The 15,802-nt window shown below is 68.9% G+C and carries 16 protein-coding genes; 8 read left to right on the forward strand and 8 right to left on the reverse strand.

Annotated elements, in window-relative coordinates; translation table 11 throughout:
- Positions 1-6 precede the first annotated feature (6 nt).
- Positions 7-1,656 (reverse strand): DAK2 domain-containing protein, encoded by a 1,650-nt coding sequence (locus tag AMD30_RS09865; RefSeq protein ID WP_055475499.1) that lies wholly within the window; start codon positions 1,654-1,656, stop codon positions 7-9.
- 281 nt (positions 1,657-1,937) lie between these two features.
- Between AMD30_RS09865 and rpmB the strand changes: the two genes are divergently transcribed.
- Together rpmB and AMD30_RS09875 are read left to right on the forward strand one after the other, a co-directional pair.
- On the forward strand, positions 1,938-2,129 hold the full coding sequence (gene rpmB / locus AMD30_RS09870) for a 50S ribosomal protein L28 (RefSeq protein WP_004023092.1): 192 nt from the start codon (positions 1,938-1,940) through the stop codon (positions 2,127-2,129).
- Positions 2,130-2,235: 106 nt separating this feature from the next.
- The gene (locus tag AMD30_RS09875; RefSeq protein ID WP_055475500.1) at positions 2,236-3,084 is read left to right on the forward strand and encodes an enoyl-CoA hydratase/isomerase family protein; all 849 of its coding nucleotides are present in this window, start codon (positions 2,236-2,238) and stop codon (positions 3,082-3,084) included.
- A 187-nt stretch (positions 3,085-3,271) separates the two neighbouring features.
- Here AMD30_RS09875 and AMD30_RS09880 read toward each other — a convergent pair whose 3' ends face one another.
- Genes AMD30_RS09880 through AMD30_RS09890 form a run of 3 tightly spaced genes read right to left on the reverse strand, consistent with a single transcriptional unit; the run spans position 3,272 to position 5,570 of the window.
- Entirely contained in the window at positions 3,272-3,955 is a 684-nt protein-coding gene (locus tag AMD30_RS09880; RefSeq protein WP_010841305.1) for a uracil-DNA glycosylase, read from the reverse strand.
- Positions 3,956-3,981: 26 nt separating this feature from the next.
- The gene (locus AMD30_RS09885; RefSeq protein ID WP_055475501.1) at positions 3,982-4,503 is read right to left on the reverse strand and encodes a gamma carbonic anhydrase family protein; all 522 of its coding nucleotides are present in this window, start codon (positions 4,501-4,503) and stop codon (positions 3,982-3,984) included.
- 26 nt (positions 4,504-4,529) lie between these two features.
- Positions 4,530-5,570 (reverse strand): thiamine-phosphate kinase, encoded by a 1,041-nt coding sequence (locus tag AMD30_RS09890; RefSeq protein WP_055475502.1) that lies wholly within the window; start codon positions 5,568-5,570, stop codon positions 4,530-4,532.
- A 228-nt stretch (positions 5,571-5,798) separates the two neighbouring features.
- On the opposite strand from AMD30_RS09890, the gene AMD30_RS09895 reads away from it, so the two are divergent.
- Together AMD30_RS09895 and AMD30_RS09900 are read left to right on the forward strand one after the other, a co-directional pair.
- Complete coding sequence (locus tag AMD30_RS09895; protein WP_014927483.1) at positions 5,799-6,044, forward strand: Lrp/AsnC ligand binding domain-containing protein; 246 nt, start codon at positions 5,799-5,801, stop codon at positions 6,042-6,044.
- Between the two features lie 84 nt (positions 6,045-6,128).
- The gene (locus AMD30_RS09900) at positions 6,129-6,731 is read left to right on the forward strand and encodes a DUF3515 domain-containing protein (RefSeq protein ID WP_055475503.1); all 603 of its coding nucleotides are present in this window, start codon (positions 6,129-6,131) and stop codon (positions 6,729-6,731) included.
- Positions 6,732-6,749: 18 nt separating this feature from the next.
- Here the strand turns inward: AMD30_RS09900 and AMD30_RS09905 are convergent, their stop codons facing one another.
- Positions 6,750-7,757, reverse strand: a complete 1,008-nt coding sequence (locus tag AMD30_RS09905) for an NAD(P)H-dependent glycerol-3-phosphate dehydrogenase (RefSeq protein WP_055475504.1) — start codon at positions 7,755-7,757, stop codon at positions 6,750-6,752.
- A 144-nt stretch (positions 7,758-7,901) separates the two neighbouring features.
- Between AMD30_RS09905 and cofC the strand changes: the two genes are divergently transcribed.
- The 3 genes from cofC (at position 7,902) to AMD30_RS09920 (ending at position 11,871) form a co-directional block, all read left to right on the forward strand.
- Entirely contained in the window at positions 7,902-8,633 is a 732-nt protein-coding gene (cofC, locus tag AMD30_RS09910; protein WP_231632674.1) for a 2-phospho-L-lactate guanylyltransferase, read from the forward strand.
- Positions 8,634-8,707: 74 nt separating this feature from the next.
- A complete protein-coding gene (locus AMD30_RS09915; protein WP_055475505.1) occupies positions 8,708-10,909 on the forward strand; it encodes an RNA degradosome polyphosphate kinase in 2,202 nt (733 codons plus the stop codon).
- Between the two features lie 44 nt (positions 10,910-10,953).
- Positions 10,954-11,871 carry an NUDIX hydrolase gene (locus tag AMD30_RS09920; protein ID WP_055475506.1) on the forward strand — a complete coding sequence of 306 codons (918 nt, stop codon included), beginning with the start codon at positions 10,954-10,956 and terminating at the stop codon, positions 11,869-11,871.
- Between the two features lie 118 nt (positions 11,872-11,989).
- Here the strand turns inward: AMD30_RS09920 and AMD30_RS09925 are convergent, their stop codons facing one another.
- The 3 genes from AMD30_RS09925 to leuC form a co-directional block, all read right to left on the reverse strand.
- The gene (locus AMD30_RS09925) at positions 11,990-12,619 is read right to left on the reverse strand and encodes an HU family DNA-binding protein (RefSeq protein ID WP_055475507.1); all 630 of its coding nucleotides are present in this window, start codon (positions 12,617-12,619) and stop codon (positions 11,990-11,992) included.
- Positions 12,620-12,792: 173 nt separating this feature from the next.
- Entirely contained in the window at positions 12,793-13,386 is a 594-nt protein-coding gene (gene leuD, locus AMD30_RS09930) for a 3-isopropylmalate dehydratase small subunit (RefSeq protein WP_010841315.1), read from the reverse strand.
- A gap of 51 nt (positions 13,387-13,437) precedes the next feature.
- Positions 13,438-14,901: a 3-isopropylmalate dehydratase large subunit gene (gene leuC / locus AMD30_RS09935; protein WP_055475508.1), complete on the reverse strand. Its 1,464-nt coding sequence runs from the start codon at positions 14,899-14,901 to the stop codon at positions 13,438-13,440.
- Between the two features lie 108 nt (positions 14,902-15,009).
- On the opposite strand from leuC, the gene AMD30_RS09940 reads away from it, so the two are divergent.
- Positions 15,010-15,744 (forward strand): IclR family transcriptional regulator, encoded by a 735-nt coding sequence (locus AMD30_RS09940; RefSeq protein WP_010841317.1) that lies wholly within the window; start codon positions 15,010-15,012, stop codon positions 15,742-15,744.
- Positions 15,745-15,802 lie beyond the last annotated feature (58 nt).

Consider the following 15,802-nt stretch of genomic DNA (forward strand, 5'->3'; position numbering starts at 1 on the left):
GCTCCGTCACTCCACACCCACCTGGACGAGATCGGTGCGCTGCCCGGTGCGATACACCGCCAGCTCGATACCGGGGTAACTGCGCCTCATCTGTTCGGCGACGGCCTCGAGGGCGGCCTCGTCGACGTCGACGCCGGCGAGCACCGTGACGAGTTCGCCTCCGGTGGAGAGCATGAGGTCGACGAGGGCGGTGCACGCCGACGTCTGATCCGGCGCGACCACGAGCACGTCGTCGCCGATCAACCCCAACACGTCGCCGACGTCGCTCATCCCGGCCAGCGTCATCATCCTCGTGGTCGCCGACTGCAGCGAGCCCCACCGCGCACCGGCCGCGGCCTCGGCCATCGCGTAGGCGTCGACGTCGGGCACCTCACTCGGATCGTGCACGGCGAGCGCCGCCAGGCACTGGGTCATCGAGGACGTCGGCAGCATGAGTACCGAACGCTGGGTGGAGCGCACCTCGGTGGCCACCGTGACGAGATCCTGAGATGTCAACGCCCCGTTGGCCATGACGACGACGTGCGCACTGTCGGTGTCGCGGATCGCCCGCCCCAGGTCGTGGGCGGACAGACCCTCGTCGGCGCGCAGCACGACCGCGCCGGCCTCGCCGAACAACTCGGCCGCACCGTCACCGGACACGACGACCACCACCGCACGCTTGTGCCGAGGCGGGGGCTCCGACGAATCAGCCTGTGCCCGAATGGCGTCGAGCGCGAAGCAGCTGATCCGGACGTCCGAGAGCCGGCCGATCCCGGCGCCGGCCTCGACCGCCGCACCCGGATCGCAGGTGTGGACGTGCACCGAGAAGCGTTCGCCCTCATCGCTGGAACTGTCGCCCACGATCACCACGGCGTCACCGAGGTCGTCGAGCCGGGCGCGGAGTTCGGCGATCTGCTCACCGGCCGCCCCGTCCAGGAGGTACATGACCTCGAAGTCCTGGTCACTGCCGTCGACGCAGCTGTCGTCCGGCCCGTGTCCGAGCGTGGTGCTGTCGGTGAGGATGCCCCGGTAGCGGCGCCGGCGGTGGGAGACCCCGGTGATCACCTTGACCATGGCGTCGACGATCGCGAGGAATCCGCGCCCGCCCGCATCCACCACACCCGCGTTCGCGAGCACCGACAGCTGTTCCGGAGTGCGTTCGAGCGCCTCGGCGCAGTCGTCGGCCACCGCGCGCACCTGGTCGGCCGGCGACTCGCTCTCGTGTGCCGCGGCCGACTCGGCGGCCACCCGCACGAGGGTGAGGACCGTGCCCTCACGCGGCTCGCTCACGGCGCGGGTCGCGGCGAGCGAACCGAGCCGGAGACCCAGCGTCGACAGTTCGGCGAAGGTCAGCGCGTCGGTGTCGCCCAGGATCTCCGCACCGTCGGCGAAGCCGACGAGGACCTGGGACAGGATGATCCCCGAGTTGCCGCGCGCCTGCGCCACCGCACCGTCGGCCATCGCACGCGCCACCTCGGGCAGGGATGCGTCGGGCGGGGTCTTCTCCACTGCCTCGGCCGCCGCGCGCATCGTGAAGAGCATGTTGCTGCCGGTGTCCGAGTCCGGGATCGGGAAGACATTCAGGTCGTTGATCTCACCGCGCAGCGACTCGAGCTGGTCGACCGAGGCACGGGCCCAGTCGCGCAGCAACTGCGGGTTGACGGTGCGGGCGATCACACGGTGACTCTTTCTTGCAGACGCGGCGCGCGACGGGCAGTGCTCTCGCGGGCGACGTGACCGGCGGGTGAGGTTGTGTGCAAGGCTACTCGGGGTGTCCGACCGTGCGACGCGACCGAGCTGGACCGCGTGCCGGGATCGACCCGGATTTGGTCACGTCCCCACGACCTGGTTATCCTTGCAGGGTTGCCTTTCGCCTCGGGCGTGCACACCTCCAGGTGGTGCCGATCGATCCGAGAGGCTGACCACAGACCATGATCATCTACCAAGGGAGTTCGACGATGGCTGCCGTCTGCGATATTTGCGGCAAGGGCCCGGGCTTCGGCAAGTCGGTGTCTCACTCGCACCGCCGTACCAACCGACGCTGGAACCCGAACATCCAGTCCGTTCGCGTGGAGGTCGCCCCCGGCAACCGCAAGCGCAAGAACGTCTGCACTTCCTGCCTGAAGGCCGGCAAGACCGCAGCTGTCTGATCTTCCGCACCCCCGCGGGTGCAGAAGCCGAGACGCGAGACCCGGTGCCGCGAGCGCAAGCTCCCCGGCGTCGGGTCTTTGTCGTGTGCGCGATAGGGTTTCGCACATGGCCTCATCGAACCACGCCGCCCCCACCGCAACCGCCGCCGTGGCGGACACCGACGCCCTGGTGACCGAACACAACGGAGTACTCACCCTCGCGGTGTCGACCACGGGCGCGGGCAACTCGCTCGACGACGCGGCGGTCGCCGCGGGCACACAGGCGCTGCGCGAGGTCGCGCGCGGTCAGCGCGACGTCGGTGCCGTCCTGCTGGTCGGGCCGGGCAAGAACTTCTGCGCCGGCGGGAACGTCCGCGCCTTCGCCGGCGCCGACGACCGTCCGACCTACCTCCGCGAGATCGCCGACAACTTCCATCGGCTCGTCGGCGCCCTCTACGAGGCCGACCGACCCGTCGTCGTCGCGGCCAAGGGCTGGGCCGCCGGCGCCGGCATGTCCCTGGTTCTGCACGCCGACGTGGCCATCGGCGGTTCGTCGACCAGGCTCCGGCCCGCCTACCGCGGCATCGGGTTGACCCCCGACGGTGGACTCACGTGGACACTCCCGCGCGCCGTCGGCGCCGCCCGTGCGCGACAGATCATCCTGACCGACCGCGTCATCACCGCGGAGGAGGCCCAGCAGTGGGGGCTGCTCTCGGAGATCGTCGCCGACGACGAGGTCGAATCCGCCGCGCGCACGGCAGCCGAGACCATCGCGTCGGGCCCCCGCGCCGCCGACGCCGCCACGAAACATCTGCTGGCCGTCTCCGCCGACACCACGCTGATCGAACACCTCGCTCTCGAGGCCCGCTCGATCTCCGAGCGGTCCGGGCTGCCCGAGGGCATCGAGGGTGTCGACGCCTTCGTCGGCAAGCGTGCACCGGACTTCACCCGCGGGCGCGCCGCCACTGCTCCCTGATCCCAGAGAACCGTCAGACGCGCTGGCCCGCCTGCTCCCTGAGGTGCGAGGAGCGCGAGCGTCGCCCCCTGCTCCCTGAGGCGCGAGGAGCGCGAGCGTCGCCCCCTGCTCCCTGAGGCGTGAGGAGCGCGAGCGTCGCCCCCTGCTCCCTGAGGTGCGAGGAGCGATAGCGACGAGCCTCGAAGGGTCAGGGCAGGCGCCAGTCCACCGGCTCCGCGCCGAGATCCAGCAGTTCCTCGTTGGCCCGGCTGAAGGGCCGGGAGCCGAAGAACCCGCGCGAGGCCGACAGCGGCGACGGATGCGCCGACACGATGGTCGGTACATCGGGAAGCCATTTCTCCAGACCCGCGGCGTCCCGGCCCCACAGGATCGCGACGAGTGGTTCGTCGCGAGCCGCGAGCGCCTTGATGGCGCACTCGGTCACCGTTTCCCAGCCCTTGCCACGATGGGAGGCCGGTTCGCCGGGCGCCACCGTGAGCACACGGTTGAGCAGGAGCACACCATTGTCCGCCCAGGGCGTCAGATCACCCGTGGTCGGTGTCGGGTAGCCGAGATCCGCACAGTACTCGGTGTAGATGTTCGTCAGTGAGCGAGGGATCGGACGCACGTCGGGCGCCACCGAGAAGCTCAGTCCGACTGCGTGTCCGGGCGTGGGGTACGGATCCTGCCCGACGATCAGGACGCGCACGTCTTCGAAGGGACGCGTGAATGCCCGCAGGACATGTTGTCCCGCAGGCAGATAGCGGCGCCCCTCGGCGATCTCCGTGCGCAGGAACCGGCCCATCTCGGTGATGAGCGGCTCGACCGGGGCCAGCGCCTGCGCCCAACCCGGGTCGATCAGTTCGGCGAGGGGTTTGGGTGGTGCGGTCACTCGATTGCCTCCGTCGTGCGTGGTCGTCAGTCCAGTCGTCTGAGCGCGGTGCGGTAGTGCTGTGCGTTCTGGAAGTACATCTCACAGTTGAGTTCGGTGTGCCCCTGCGGGACCTCGTAGCCGTCGCGCAGCCGTGCCGGCACACCGAGCGCCATCCGTCGCGGCGGGACGTCGAACTTGAACGGGACCACCGCGCCGGCGCCGACGATCGCGCCGTCGCCGACCGTCGAGCCGTTCAAGACCACCGAGCCCGATGCGATGAGGCAGTCGTCACCGATCGTCGCGCCCTCGATGTGGGCGTTGTGGCCGACGACGCACCGCTCGCCGATCACCGTCGGTTCGAACACCGTGCAATGGATGACGGTGCCGTCCTGGATGTTGGTGCGAGCACCGACGGTGATGGTCCCGTAGTCGCCCCGCAGGACCGCTCCCGGCCACACCGACACCCCGTCGCCCAGGGTGACCGCGCCGATCACCACCGCGTCCGGGTGCACGTAGGTGTCCTGTCCCAGGACCGGTTCTCGATCGTCGAGTGCGTAGATCGCCATGACGGCGACTCTAGTGGGGCGTCTCGCTAGTCACCGGTCGGGTCGGCGAAGGACTGCCACCCGTGCAGGTCCGGTCCGTCGGGCCCGCCGACGCGCCGGCCGTCGACCCAGACCTCGGGCGCCGACGACGACCTCGCACCGACCGAGCCGATCACACTCCAGCCCGGGGGCACCGACGTCGCTTCGAACGCGGCGAGCAGGTGATGGTCCTCGCCCCCCGCGAGAACCCACCGCGCGACGTCCACCCCGAGCCGGTCTGCCGCCTCGGCCAGATCGGGGCGTCGCGGCACGGAATCGGAATCCACGGTCATCGTGAGCTCCGCGGCTCTCGACATCGTGAGCAGTTCTTCGACCAGACCGTCGGAGATGTCGGTCATGGCGTGCGCGCCCGCCGCTGCGGCGACCGGCCCCTGGGTGAGGTCGGGAGCCGGCACACGATGCAGCGCAACGAGTTCCGGCCAATCCTCGTCGGCGGCACGCGGATCGGACAGCACCGCGAGCCCCGCCGCGCTGGCTCCGAGCGGACCGCTCACGGCAAGGACGTCACCGGTTCGCGCGCCACCCAGCGACACCGGGCGGCGGTCCTCGAGGGCACCGACCGCGGTGACACTCACCACCACCTCACCCGCGGCGACCAGATCACCGCCCAGTACCCGCGCGCCCAGGTCGTGCGCCGCACGGACCACGCCGTCGTTGAGGTCGAGGACCACGCCGACCGGCGTTTCGGCCGGACATGCGATGGATACGACGAGACCCGCTGTGCGACCACCCATCGCGGCGACATCGGCCGAACTCTGCACCACCGCGCGGGCACCGACCTGTTGTGGCGTCGACCAGTCGAACCGGAAATGGCGACCCTCGACGACGGTGTCGGTGCTGATCACCGCCGACCCGCCGATGTCGAGAACGGCTGCGTCGTCACCCGATCCGATCACGATGTCCTGCGTGGGCTCACCAGATGTCGCGGATGCGGTCAGCGCCGCGATCACGGCACGCTCACCGATCGCACCGACCGTGGCGGTCCGGTCGATCGGGAGATCGGACCGACCGGTCTCGTCGAAGGTCACTCGTCGGGCCTTTCCTCTTCCGGTCGCGCGCGCACGGGGTTGTCGGTGACAATGTGTGCCACAGTGTATGGGCCGCCGGGCGAGACCGGTTCGGAGCAGACCCCGGGTCGGCCGACGGCGTCGTACACTGCCCGACGATCGTGCACGCGCCGAGCCGCCGGTATCGACAGCCCGTGTCGGCGATGTGCCCCAGATGATGGTGGCCCGGGTACGACACAGACGGAGAGGATGTCCGTGGTTCAGGCATACATACTGATCCAGACCGAGGTCGGCAGGGCCGCACTCGCGGCGGCGACCATCGCCGAGATCGCCGGGGTCGCCTCGTCCGAGGAGGTCAGTGGGCCGTACGACGTGATCGTCCGGGTCGATGCGGCCGATGTCACGCATCTGACCGAGAACGTGGTTCCGCAGATCCAGAAGGTCGACGGGATCACCCGTACCCTCACCTGCCCGGTGGTCACGACCACACGCTGACCTTCGGCGGCCGCCGTCCGCGCGCATCTCCGGGCGACAGGTCCCCGCGCGCGGGTCCGACAATCGGACTCCTACTGTTGTGGGGTGACGTCAGCAGGTTCGGATGACACTCCGCAGAGCCCCCTCGGCAGCGATCCCGACGACCCCACCGAGGACACCTCGCGGTATGGCGGCGGCGGGCGGCTCAGCCCGGCACTCGTCGCGACGCTGGTCGCCATCCCGGTGATGGTGCTCGCCGGGTTCATCGTGTTCGCCGCGCTGCGTCCCGACCCGGTGACCCCGATCGAGTCCTACGACTCCGCCGGCCCGGTCGCCGAGGGGTGCAGCCGACTCCTCGCCGAAGCACCGGAGACTCTCGAAGGATTCGGCACGAAAGAGGTGTCCGGCGACAGCGCGACGTGGCCGGCGACCGGCTCTGGCGACGACATGACACTGCGGTGCGGGGTGACCCGGCCGGCGGAGCTGTCTCCCACGAGCAATCTCCAGGAGATCCACGCGGTCGGTCAGGCCGGCGTCCAGTGGTTCATCACCGACACCGTCGACGGCTCGGGCCAGGCCTACGTGTGCGTCGATCACCGGCCGTATGTCGCGATGTGGATTCCGGCGAACGCCGGCAACGGACCCATCACCGACATCTCGGGCCTGATCGACCGCACCCTCGAACGAGGACCGCTCGACTTCGGCTGATCCTCCGAGCCGGGGAGATCAGTCCCGGTAGATCTCCGGCTTGGTACTGCGGCCGAGCAGCGAGTCGACGGCGTCGGCCACCGACATCCCCTCGTGGCAGACCTGGTGGACCGCGTCCGTGAGGGGCATCGGCACCTGATGCCGCTCGGCCAGCGCGCGCACCGACGAGCACGACTTGACGCCTTCGGCTACCTGTCCGTTCGTGGCCTCCTGAGCCTGCGCCATGGTGGCGCCCTCCCCCAGCCGTGCACCGAACGACCGGTTGCGGGACAACGGCGACGAGCACGTCGCAACGAGGTCCCCGATCCCGGCCAGGCCGGCCAAGGTCTCGATCTGCGCGCCCACCGCGACACCCAGGCGGATCGTCTCGGCGAGCCCGCGCGTGATGATCGTCGCCAACGTGTTCTGACCGAACCCGATGCCGCTCGCCATCCCACAGGCCAGCGCGATGACGTTCTTGGCCGAACCGCCGATCTCGCATCCGACGACGTCGGTGTTCGTGTACGGCCGGAAGTACCGCGTACTGAACGCACTCTGCAGAGTCACCGCCCGCGCCTCGTCGGCGCAGGCGATGACCGTCGCCGCGGGCTGCCCCTCGGCGATCTCACGGGCCAGGTTCGGACCGGTCAGCACCGCGATCCGGTTGTCGTCGACGCCGGTCACCTCGGCGATGACCTCGCTCATCCGTAACAGCGTGTTCGATTCGATGCCTTTGGCGAGCGACACCAGGGACGCATCCGAACCGATGTACGGGGTCCACTGCGTCAGGTTGGGGCGCAACGACTGCGAGGGCACACCGCAGACGACGATGTCGGCACCCATCAGGGCGTCGACCGCCGAACTCCTCGCCGTCAGAGCACCGGGCAGCGTGATCCCGGGTAGGTAGTCGGCGTTGACGTGCTCGGTGTTGATCGCCTCGGCGAGCTCGGGGCGTCGGGCCCAGATCACGGTGTCCGTCCCGGCATCCACGAGCACCTTCGCCACCGAGGTTCCCCAGGAACCCGCTCCCATCACCGCCGCGCGCACCGCAACCTCCCACCGGGCAAGCCCAATTCCACATCCACACCGGCGGCCTCCTGGCCGTGGCGACCCTGCTCACCCTAGTGCCCTCCCCGGTGTGACCGACCCGGAATGTCACCGGCCATCGGCCGGTGCATCATGATGGTCTGCATGGAACACGGCACTGTCGGCGCGGACGCCGACCCGACGATCGTCGACGCCGGGGGCAGCGAGCCCGTCGCGCCGACCGTCGCGGCTGTGCTGGCGGTGAAGAGCCTGCATCGCGCGAAGTCGCGATTGGCCGCAACCCTGTCCACCGCGTTCGAAGGCGATGATCCGGTCACCCGCGGCTCGCTGGTGCTCGCGATGTTCCTCGACACCGTCGACGCCCTGCGCGGCGCGGGGATCTCCCGCATCGTCGTCGTCAGCCCCGACGACGAGGTCCTCGCCGCTGCCCGGCGTTCGGGCATGCGCGGCCTACGGGAGTCGGCGGCTCCTGCGGATGCGGGACTCAATGCCGCATTCGTCGACGGCGCACGATGGGCACGCGAGGCCTGGCCCGAGTCGACGGGCATGATGTACGTCCAGGCGGACCTGCCCGCCGCGACGAGCACGTCGATCACCGCCGTGCTGCGTGAGGCACAGCACCATCGATCCAGCTTCCTCACCGACCGCGACGGCACCGGGACGGTCCTGTTGCACGGAACCGTCGCCGACGACGCGGCACCGCGCTTCGGCCCCGGTTCCGCGGCGGCACACCGATCCGCCGGCGCCGTCGAACTCGATCCCGCGGGCCGGAACTGGCCCGACCTGCGCACCGACGTCGACACCGCGACGGACCTCGCCGTCGCCCGCGAACTCGGTCTCGGACCACACACCACCGCTGCGCTGCGTCATCTCTGACCCGCACACGGCATCGATCCCGGTCTATCCGGCGGGCGTGTACGCCGAGGACCGAGATGGGTCATCATTGGGGGGTGAGCCCCGCCGACGACGACTCCTCCAAGACCACCACCACCACGTTCACCATGTCACCGATACCCCACGCACCGCCGGCCGCCACCTTGGTTCCCGACGAGTCCGCCGACCTGCCCGAGGACCGCTACCTCAACCGGGAATTGAGCTGGCTGGACTTCAACTCCCGCGTGCTCGCGCTCGCCGAGGACACCTCGTTGCCGCTCCTCGATCGCGCGAAGTTCCTCGCGATCTTCGCCTCGAATCTCGACGAGTTCTTCATGGTCCGGGTGGCCGGGCTGAAACGTCGTGACGAGACCGGCCTGTCGGTTCGGTCCGCGGACGGGCTGTCGCCTCGAGAGCAGCTCATGCGGATCGCCGGCCGTGCCCAGACCATCGCCGACCGCCACGCGCGCGTATTCCTCGACTCGGTCCGACCGGCGTTGGCCGACAACGACATCTACGTGGTGACCTGGTCACAGCTCACGGACGAGCAGCAGGCGCGGATGACGGACTACTTCCAGGACGAGGTCTTCCCGGTCCTGACCCCGCTGGCCGTCGATCCCGCTCACCCGTTCCCGTACATCAGCGGGTTGTCGTTGAACCTCGCCGTGACGGTCCGCGACGTCAACGAGAGCGGCGAGCATTTCGCGCGGGTCAAGGTCCCCGACAACGTGAACCGCTTCATCCGGGTCGACCGGTTGTCGCCGTATCGGGGCACCGACGACAAGGCGGCCAAACGCGCGGTGTATCTGCCGCTGGAGAGTCTGATCGCGGCCAACCTCGGCAATCTGTTCCCGGGGATGGAAATCGTTGAGCACCACGTGTTCCGGATCACCCGCAACGCCGACTTCGAAGTCGAGGAGGACCGGGACGAGGATCTGCTCCAGGCCCTGGAGCGTGAACTCGCCCGGCGCCGGTTCGGCTCCCCGGTGCGGCTCGAGGTGGCCGATGACATGACCGAGCACATGCTCGAGTTGTTGCTGCGCGAGCTCGAGGTGGACCCCGCCGATGTCATCCAGGTGCCCGGACTCCTCGATCTGTCATCACTTTTCGAAATCTACGCGCTCGACCGCCCGCACCTGAAGGACCGCCCGTTCGTCCCCGCCACCCATCCGGCGTTCGGCGAGCGGGAAACACCCAAGAGCGTGTTCTCGACACTGCGCGACGGCGACGTGCTCGTGCACCATCCGTACGACTCGTTCTCGACGAGCGTCCAGCGGTTCATCGAGCAGGCCGCGGCCGACCCCCAGGTACTCGCCATCAAGCAGACGCTGTACCGCACTTCCGGCGACTCCCCGATCGTCAACGCGCTCATCGACGCCGCCGAGGCCGGCAAACAGGTCGTCGCCCTGGTCGAGATCAAGGCACGCTTCGACGAGCAGGCGAACATCAAGTGGGCACGCAAGCTCGAGCAGGCCGGCGTCCACGTCGTCTACGGCCTCGTGGGACTCAAGACCCACTGCAAGACCTGCCTTGTGGTGCGTCGTGAGGGCTCGACGATCAAGCGGTACTGCCACATCGGCACCGGGAACTACAACCCGAAGACAGCACGGCTCTACGAGGACGTGGGCCTGCTGACCGCCGCACCCGACATCGGCGCCGATCTGACCGACCTGTTCAACACCCTGACCGGTTATTCACGCAAGCAGGAGTACCGCAACATCCTCGTTGCGCCGCACGGCATCCGGGCCGGCATCATCAAGCGGATCCACCGCGAGATCGAGCTCTTCCGCGAGGGGGACACTCGAGCGCGGATCCAGCTCAAGGCGAATGCCCTTGTCGACGAGCAGGTGATCGATGCGCTCTACCGGGCCTCCCAGAGCGGGGTACCGGTCGATGTCGTCGTCCGGGGCATCAGCGCCCTGCGGCCCGGGGTCGAGGGCTACAGCGACAACATCCACGTGCGGTCGATCCTGGGGCAGTTCCTCGAGCACTCGCGAATCCTGTACTTCGGTGCGCAGAACCAGTACTGGTTCGGCAGCGCGGACATGATGCATCGCAATCTGGATCGGCGCGTCGAGGTGATGGTGAACGTCCGTGATGAACGTCTGGCCGGCGAACTCGGCGACATCTTCGCCTCCGCGCTCGACCCCCGAACCCGCTGCTGGGTTCTGCATTCCGACGGGAGCTGGGTCGCCTCACCCGCCGAGGGCGAGGAGGTGCGCGACCATCAGCGACAGATGATGCGGCGCAATCGTCGTCGGCCGGAGACCAGTTCGTGACCGGCACCGACGCGTAACCTTCGGCCTCTACCATCACCACCGATATGGCGAAGAAGACGAATGAGGTGTGGGCCGCGGGCGGCGTGGTCTGGCGGCCGGGGGTCTCCGGTTCCGCCGAGACCGACGGTGTCGAGATCGCGGTCGTCCACCGCCCGAAGTACGACGACTGGACGCTGCCCAAGGGAAAGGCCGAGCCGGGCGAGACGCTCATCGACACCGCGGTGCGCGAGATCGCCGAGGAGACCGGACAACACGTCGTCCTCGGCCGGCACCTCGACGACGTCCACTACGACCTCGGTGGCACCCTTAAGCATGTCCGCTACTGGTCGGCACGGGCCATCGACGGGGCTTTCGTCGCCGGCAGCGAGGTCGACGATCTGCACTGGCTCTCGGTCGACAGGGCCCGGGAGGCCTTGAGCTACCCGCTCGACCGCACGATCCTGGAGGAGTTCGTGCGACTACCCGCGGACCTGCACACGTTTTTGTTGGTCCGGCACGCCAAGGCCGGCCGGCGCTCGACGTACAAGGGCGACGACCGGTTGCGCCCCCTCGACAAGCTGGGCCGGGCGCAGGCCGCCGCCCTCGTCCCGTTGCTGCTGGCGTTCGGGGCGGGCCGCGTCCACTCGGCTGATCGCGTGCGATGCGAGCAGACCCTGGAACCGTTGCGCGACCGCCTCGGCGTCGAGCTGCATGCCGAGCCGGACCTGTCGGAGGAGACGTACCGGACGAATCCGGCAGCGGCGCAACACCGGGTCCTTCGACTCGCGGCCGACACGACGTCGACCCTGGCGGTCTGCAGCCAGGGCAAGGTGATTCCGCCCCTCATGGAGTGGTGGGCCGACCGGGACTCGATCTCGCTTCCCAAGGCGTCCAATCGCAAGGGGAGCGTATGGGTTCTGTCCCTGTACGACGGCCGCCTGGTGGCGGCCGATCACATCGCCGGACCGCTTCCCGCGACCTGAGTCGGAGTCGGCACGCGGGCGACACCGCCTCCGGTGATCGTCCGAACACAGTTCAGCCCCCGGCGGGGGAAGTACGCCGGGGGCTGAACTGTGGTTGTCGACCGCGGTAGTCCGCGGGTCAGCGACGGGTGGTCTTCTTGGCTGCGGTCTTCTTTGCAGGGGCCTTCTTGGCCGGAGCCTTCTTCGCGGCCGTGGCCTTCTTCGCCGGCGCGGCCTTCTTGGCCGGAGCCTTCTTCGCGGCCGTGGTGGTCTTCTTGGCCGCCGTGGTCTTGGCCGGAGCCTTCTTCGCGGCCGTCGTGGTCTTCTTGACCGCCGTGGTCTTGGCCGGAGCCTTCTTGGCCGCGGTGGTCTTCTTGGCCGCGGTGGTCGCCTTCTTGGCGGCGGTCTTCTTCGCCGGCGCAGCCTTCTTGGCTGCCGTGGTGGTGGTTCCGCTGCCGCGCTTCACAGCCGGACCGGTGGCGGACAGCTTCTGCTTGCCGGCCACAACGGCTTTGAACTGAGCTCCCGGACGGAATGCCGGAACAGATGTTGCGCGGACCTTCACGGTCTCGCCGGTCCGCGGGTTGCGGGCGACGCGCGGTGCGCGCTTCCGCTTTTCGAATACGCCGAAGCCGGTGATCGTCACGCTCTCGCCCTTGTTGACTGCGCGAACGATCGTGTCGACGACGAGCTCGACCGCTTCTGTCGCAGTCTTGCGATCCGCGTCGAGCTTCTTGGTCAGCTCATCAATGAGCTCCGCCTTGTTCATGAGTACCTCCGCAAGCTGATCTGACCGAGTTTCGGCCAGCTACCAACACACGGTAAACGTCGGATGTGAAAACGTCCATCTTCCACGCCAATTAGGACGCCGTGTTGCGAAATGGCATGGCAGCTCACGACGGTGCCGCCGCGACGGGATCGCCCCGTCGCGGCGGCGAGAAATCAGCCCGCCAGGGTGCGCGGCTTGAATCCCGGCCGCGTCGACTCGTACTCGGAAATCGCGTCTACCTGGCGCAACGTGAGGCCGATGTCGTCGAGACCCTCCATCAGACGCCACCGCGTGTAGTCATCAATTGCCAACGGCACCACGAGGTCTCCGGCGGTGACCGTCTTATCGACAAGGCTCACCGTCAGTTCGAGGCCCGGAGTCTCCTCGAGCCGCTTCCACAGCAGCTCGACGTCGGACTGCTCGACCTGGGCGGCCACCAGACCCGCCTTGCCCGAGTTGCCGCGGAAGATGTCGGCGAAGCGGGACGAGATCACCACGCGGAAGCCGAAATCGGACAGGGCCCAGACCGCGTGCTCACGCGAGGAGCCGGTGCCGAAGTCGGGGCCGGCGACCAGGACCGACCCGCGGCTCCAGGGTTCGTTGTTGAGGATGAAGTCGGGATCGGTTCGCCAGCCGGCGAAGAGACCGTCTTCAAAGCCGGTGCGCGTCACCCGCTTCAGATAGACGGCCGGGATGATCTGGTCGGTGTCGACGTTGCTGTGGCGCAGCGGGACGCCGATGCCGGTGTGTTCGGTGAACGGTTCCATGAGAATGCCCCTGTTCGAATGATGTGGCCGGGATGTGGTTCGGACCGTGACTCAACCGAGATCGGCGGTCGCCGGCAGTGAGTCCAGATCGGCGGGCGCGGACAAGGTGCCGCGCAGGGCGGTGGCCGCCGCCACTGCCGGTGACACGAGGTGGGTTCGACCACCCTTGCCCTGGCGCCCTTCGAAATTGCGGTTCGAGGTCGACGCGCACCGCTCACCCGGGGCGAGCTGATCCGGGTTCATGCCCAGGCACATCGAGCACCCGGCCTGCCGCCACTCGGCGCCGGCGGCGACGAAGATCTCACCCAGTCCTTCTTCCTCGGCCTGCGCGCGTACGCGCATCGAGCCGGGGACGATCAGCATCCGCATGCCGTCCGCGACCTTGCGCCCCTTCAGGATGTCGGCGACCTCGCGCAGATCCTCGATCCGGCCGTTCGTGCACGAGCCGACGAAGACCGTGTCGACCTTGATGTCGCGCAGCGGCGTTCCGGGCTCCAGGCCCATGTACTCCAGCGCCTTCGCCGCGGCGCCTGCCTTGACCTCGTCGCCGTAATCGGCCGGGTCCGGTACCGCGGCGCCGAGCGGCGCACCCTGGCCCGGGTTGGTTCCCCACGTGACGAAGGGGGTCAGCGTGGAGGCGTCGATGTGCACCTCGGCGTCGAAGGTGGCGTCGGGATCGGTGCGCAGGCTGTCCCAATAGGCAACCGCGGCATCCCAATCGGCACCGGACGGGGCATGCGGGCGCCCCTTCAGGAACTCATAGGTGGTCTCGTCGGGCGCGATCATCCCCGCCCGGGCCCCCGCCTCGATCGACATGTTGCACACCGTCATCCGGGCTTCCATGGACAGCTTCCGGATGGCCTCGCCGCGGTACTCCAGCACGTAGCCCTGTCCGCCGCCGGTGCCGATCTTCGCGATGATCGCGAGGATCAGGTCCTTGCTCGTCACACCGGGCGGCAGCTCGCCGTCGACGTTGATGGCCATCGTCTTGAACGGCCGCAGCGACAGGGTCTGTGTCGCGAGCACGTGCTCGACCTCGCTGGTGCCGATTCCCATCGCGATCGCTCCGAAGGCGCCGTGTGTCGACGTGTGGCTGTCGCCGCAGACGACGGTCATGCCGGGCTGGGTCAGGCCCAGCTGCGGCCCGACGACGTGGACGATGCCCTGCTCGGCATCACCCATCGGATGCAGGCGGATGCCGAACTCCTCGCAGTTGCTGCGAAGTGTGTCGACCTGAGTGCGCGAGACCGGGTCGGCGATGGGCTTGTCGATGTCCATCGTCGGGACGTTGTGGTCCTCGGTCGCGATCGTCAGGTCCGGTCGCCGGACCGGTCGCCCGGCGAGACGCAGGCCCTCGAAGGCCTGCGGACTGGTGACCTCGTGTACGAGGTGGAGGTCGATGTAGATCAGGTCGGGATCGTTGGTGCCCGACGCGTCGGCGCCACCGGGGACCACGACGTGATCGCGCCACACCTTCTCGGCGAGAGTTAGCGGCTGGGCTGGGCTGTTGCTCATGGCTGCACTCGTTATCTGTCTCGGGTTCTTCGGACTCTGCACGCGGTCTCGACGTTCTGGCTGGCTTTCGAACGTGCATCTCACTATTTGGACAGCTAGTATCGTCCTATGGGAAAGGATACCGCATCTGCGGTCAGCAGCGGAATCGGCGTGCTCGACAAGTCCGTGGCGGTGCTGCACGCGATCGCCGAGGCCCCGTGCAACCTGTCGGAGCTCTGCGAACGAACCGGCCTGCCGCGGGCGACGGCGCACCGGCTCGCGGTCGGGCTCGAGACCCACCGCTTCCTCACCAGGGACGTCACCGGGCGCTGGCAGCCCGGCCCCGTCCTCGGCGAACTCGCCTCCTCGGCACACGATCCCATCACCGAGTCGGCCCTGATGGTCCTCCCCCGGCTCCGCGACATCACCGGCGAATCGGTCCAGGTCTACCGCCGCGAAGGAGCCGAACGCGTCTGCGTCGCCGCGATGGAACCACCGACCGGACTGCGCGACACCGTGCCGGTGGGCACCCGCTTCCCGATGAGCGCGGGGTCGGCGGCGAAGGTCCTGCTCGCCTGGGCCGATCCCGCGACCCAACGTGCGCTCGTGCCGGACAGCATCTTCAGCGAGCGCGCGCTCCACGAGATCCGCCGCCGCGGGTGGGCGCAGAGCGCAGGCGAACGCGCCGCCGGGGTGGCGAGTGTGTCGGCTCCCGTGCGCGACGGCAACGGTGACGTCGTCGCCGCGATCTCGGTGTCCGGGCCGATCGACCGCATGGGCCGCCGGCCGGGTGCGCGCTGGGCCGCCGATCTGCTCGCCGCCGCGGACGCCATCCACAAACGCCTCCAGGCCGCACGCCCCTGACCCAGAGCCGTTGCACCCGGTGCCGTTCCGATGCACCCGTCGGTGGGCTAGCGTCGGG

Origin of the sequence: Gordonia sp. HS-NH1, assembly GCF_001418765.1 — a bacterium.
Taxonomy (GTDB): domain Bacteria; phylum Actinomycetota; class Actinomycetes; order Mycobacteriales; family Mycobacteriaceae; genus Gordonia.

Coding starts and splice junctions, on each gene's coding strand:
- rpmB (WP_004023092.1), top strand. CDS start 1,938: ATGGCTGCCGTCTGCGATATTTGCGGCAAGGGCCCGGGCTTCGGCAAG.
- AMD30_RS09875 (WP_055475500.1), top strand. CDS start 2,236: ATGGCCTCATCGAACCACGCCGCCCCCACCGCAACCGCCGCCGTGGCG.
- AMD30_RS09885 (WP_055475501.1), bottom strand. CDS start 4,503: ATGGCGATCTACGCACTCGACGATCGAGAACCGGTCCTGGGACAGGAC.
- AMD30_RS09895 (WP_014927483.1), top strand. CDS start 5,799: ATGTCCGTGGTTCAGGCATACATACTGATCCAGACCGAGGTCGGCAGG.
- cofC (WP_231632674.1), top strand. CDS start 7,902: ATGGAACACGGCACTGTCGGCGCGGACGCCGACCCGACGATCGTCGAC.
- AMD30_RS09920 (WP_055475506.1), top strand. CDS start 10,954: ATGGCGAAGAAGACGAATGAGGTGTGGGCCGCGGGCGGCGTGGTCTGG.
- AMD30_RS09925 (WP_055475507.1), bottom strand. CDS start 12,619: ATGAACAAGGCGGAGCTCATTGATGAGCTGACCAAGAAGCTCGACGCG.
- leuD (WP_010841315.1), bottom strand. CDS start 13,386: ATGGAACCGTTCACCGAACACACCGGCATCGGCGTCCCGCTGCGCCAC.
- leuC (WP_055475508.1), bottom strand. CDS start 14,901: ATGAGCAACAGCCCAGCCCAGCCGCTAACTCTCGCCGAGAAGGTGTGG.
- AMD30_RS09940 (WP_010841317.1), top strand. CDS start 15,010: ATGGGAAAGGATACCGCATCTGCGGTCAGCAGCGGAATCGGCGTGCTC.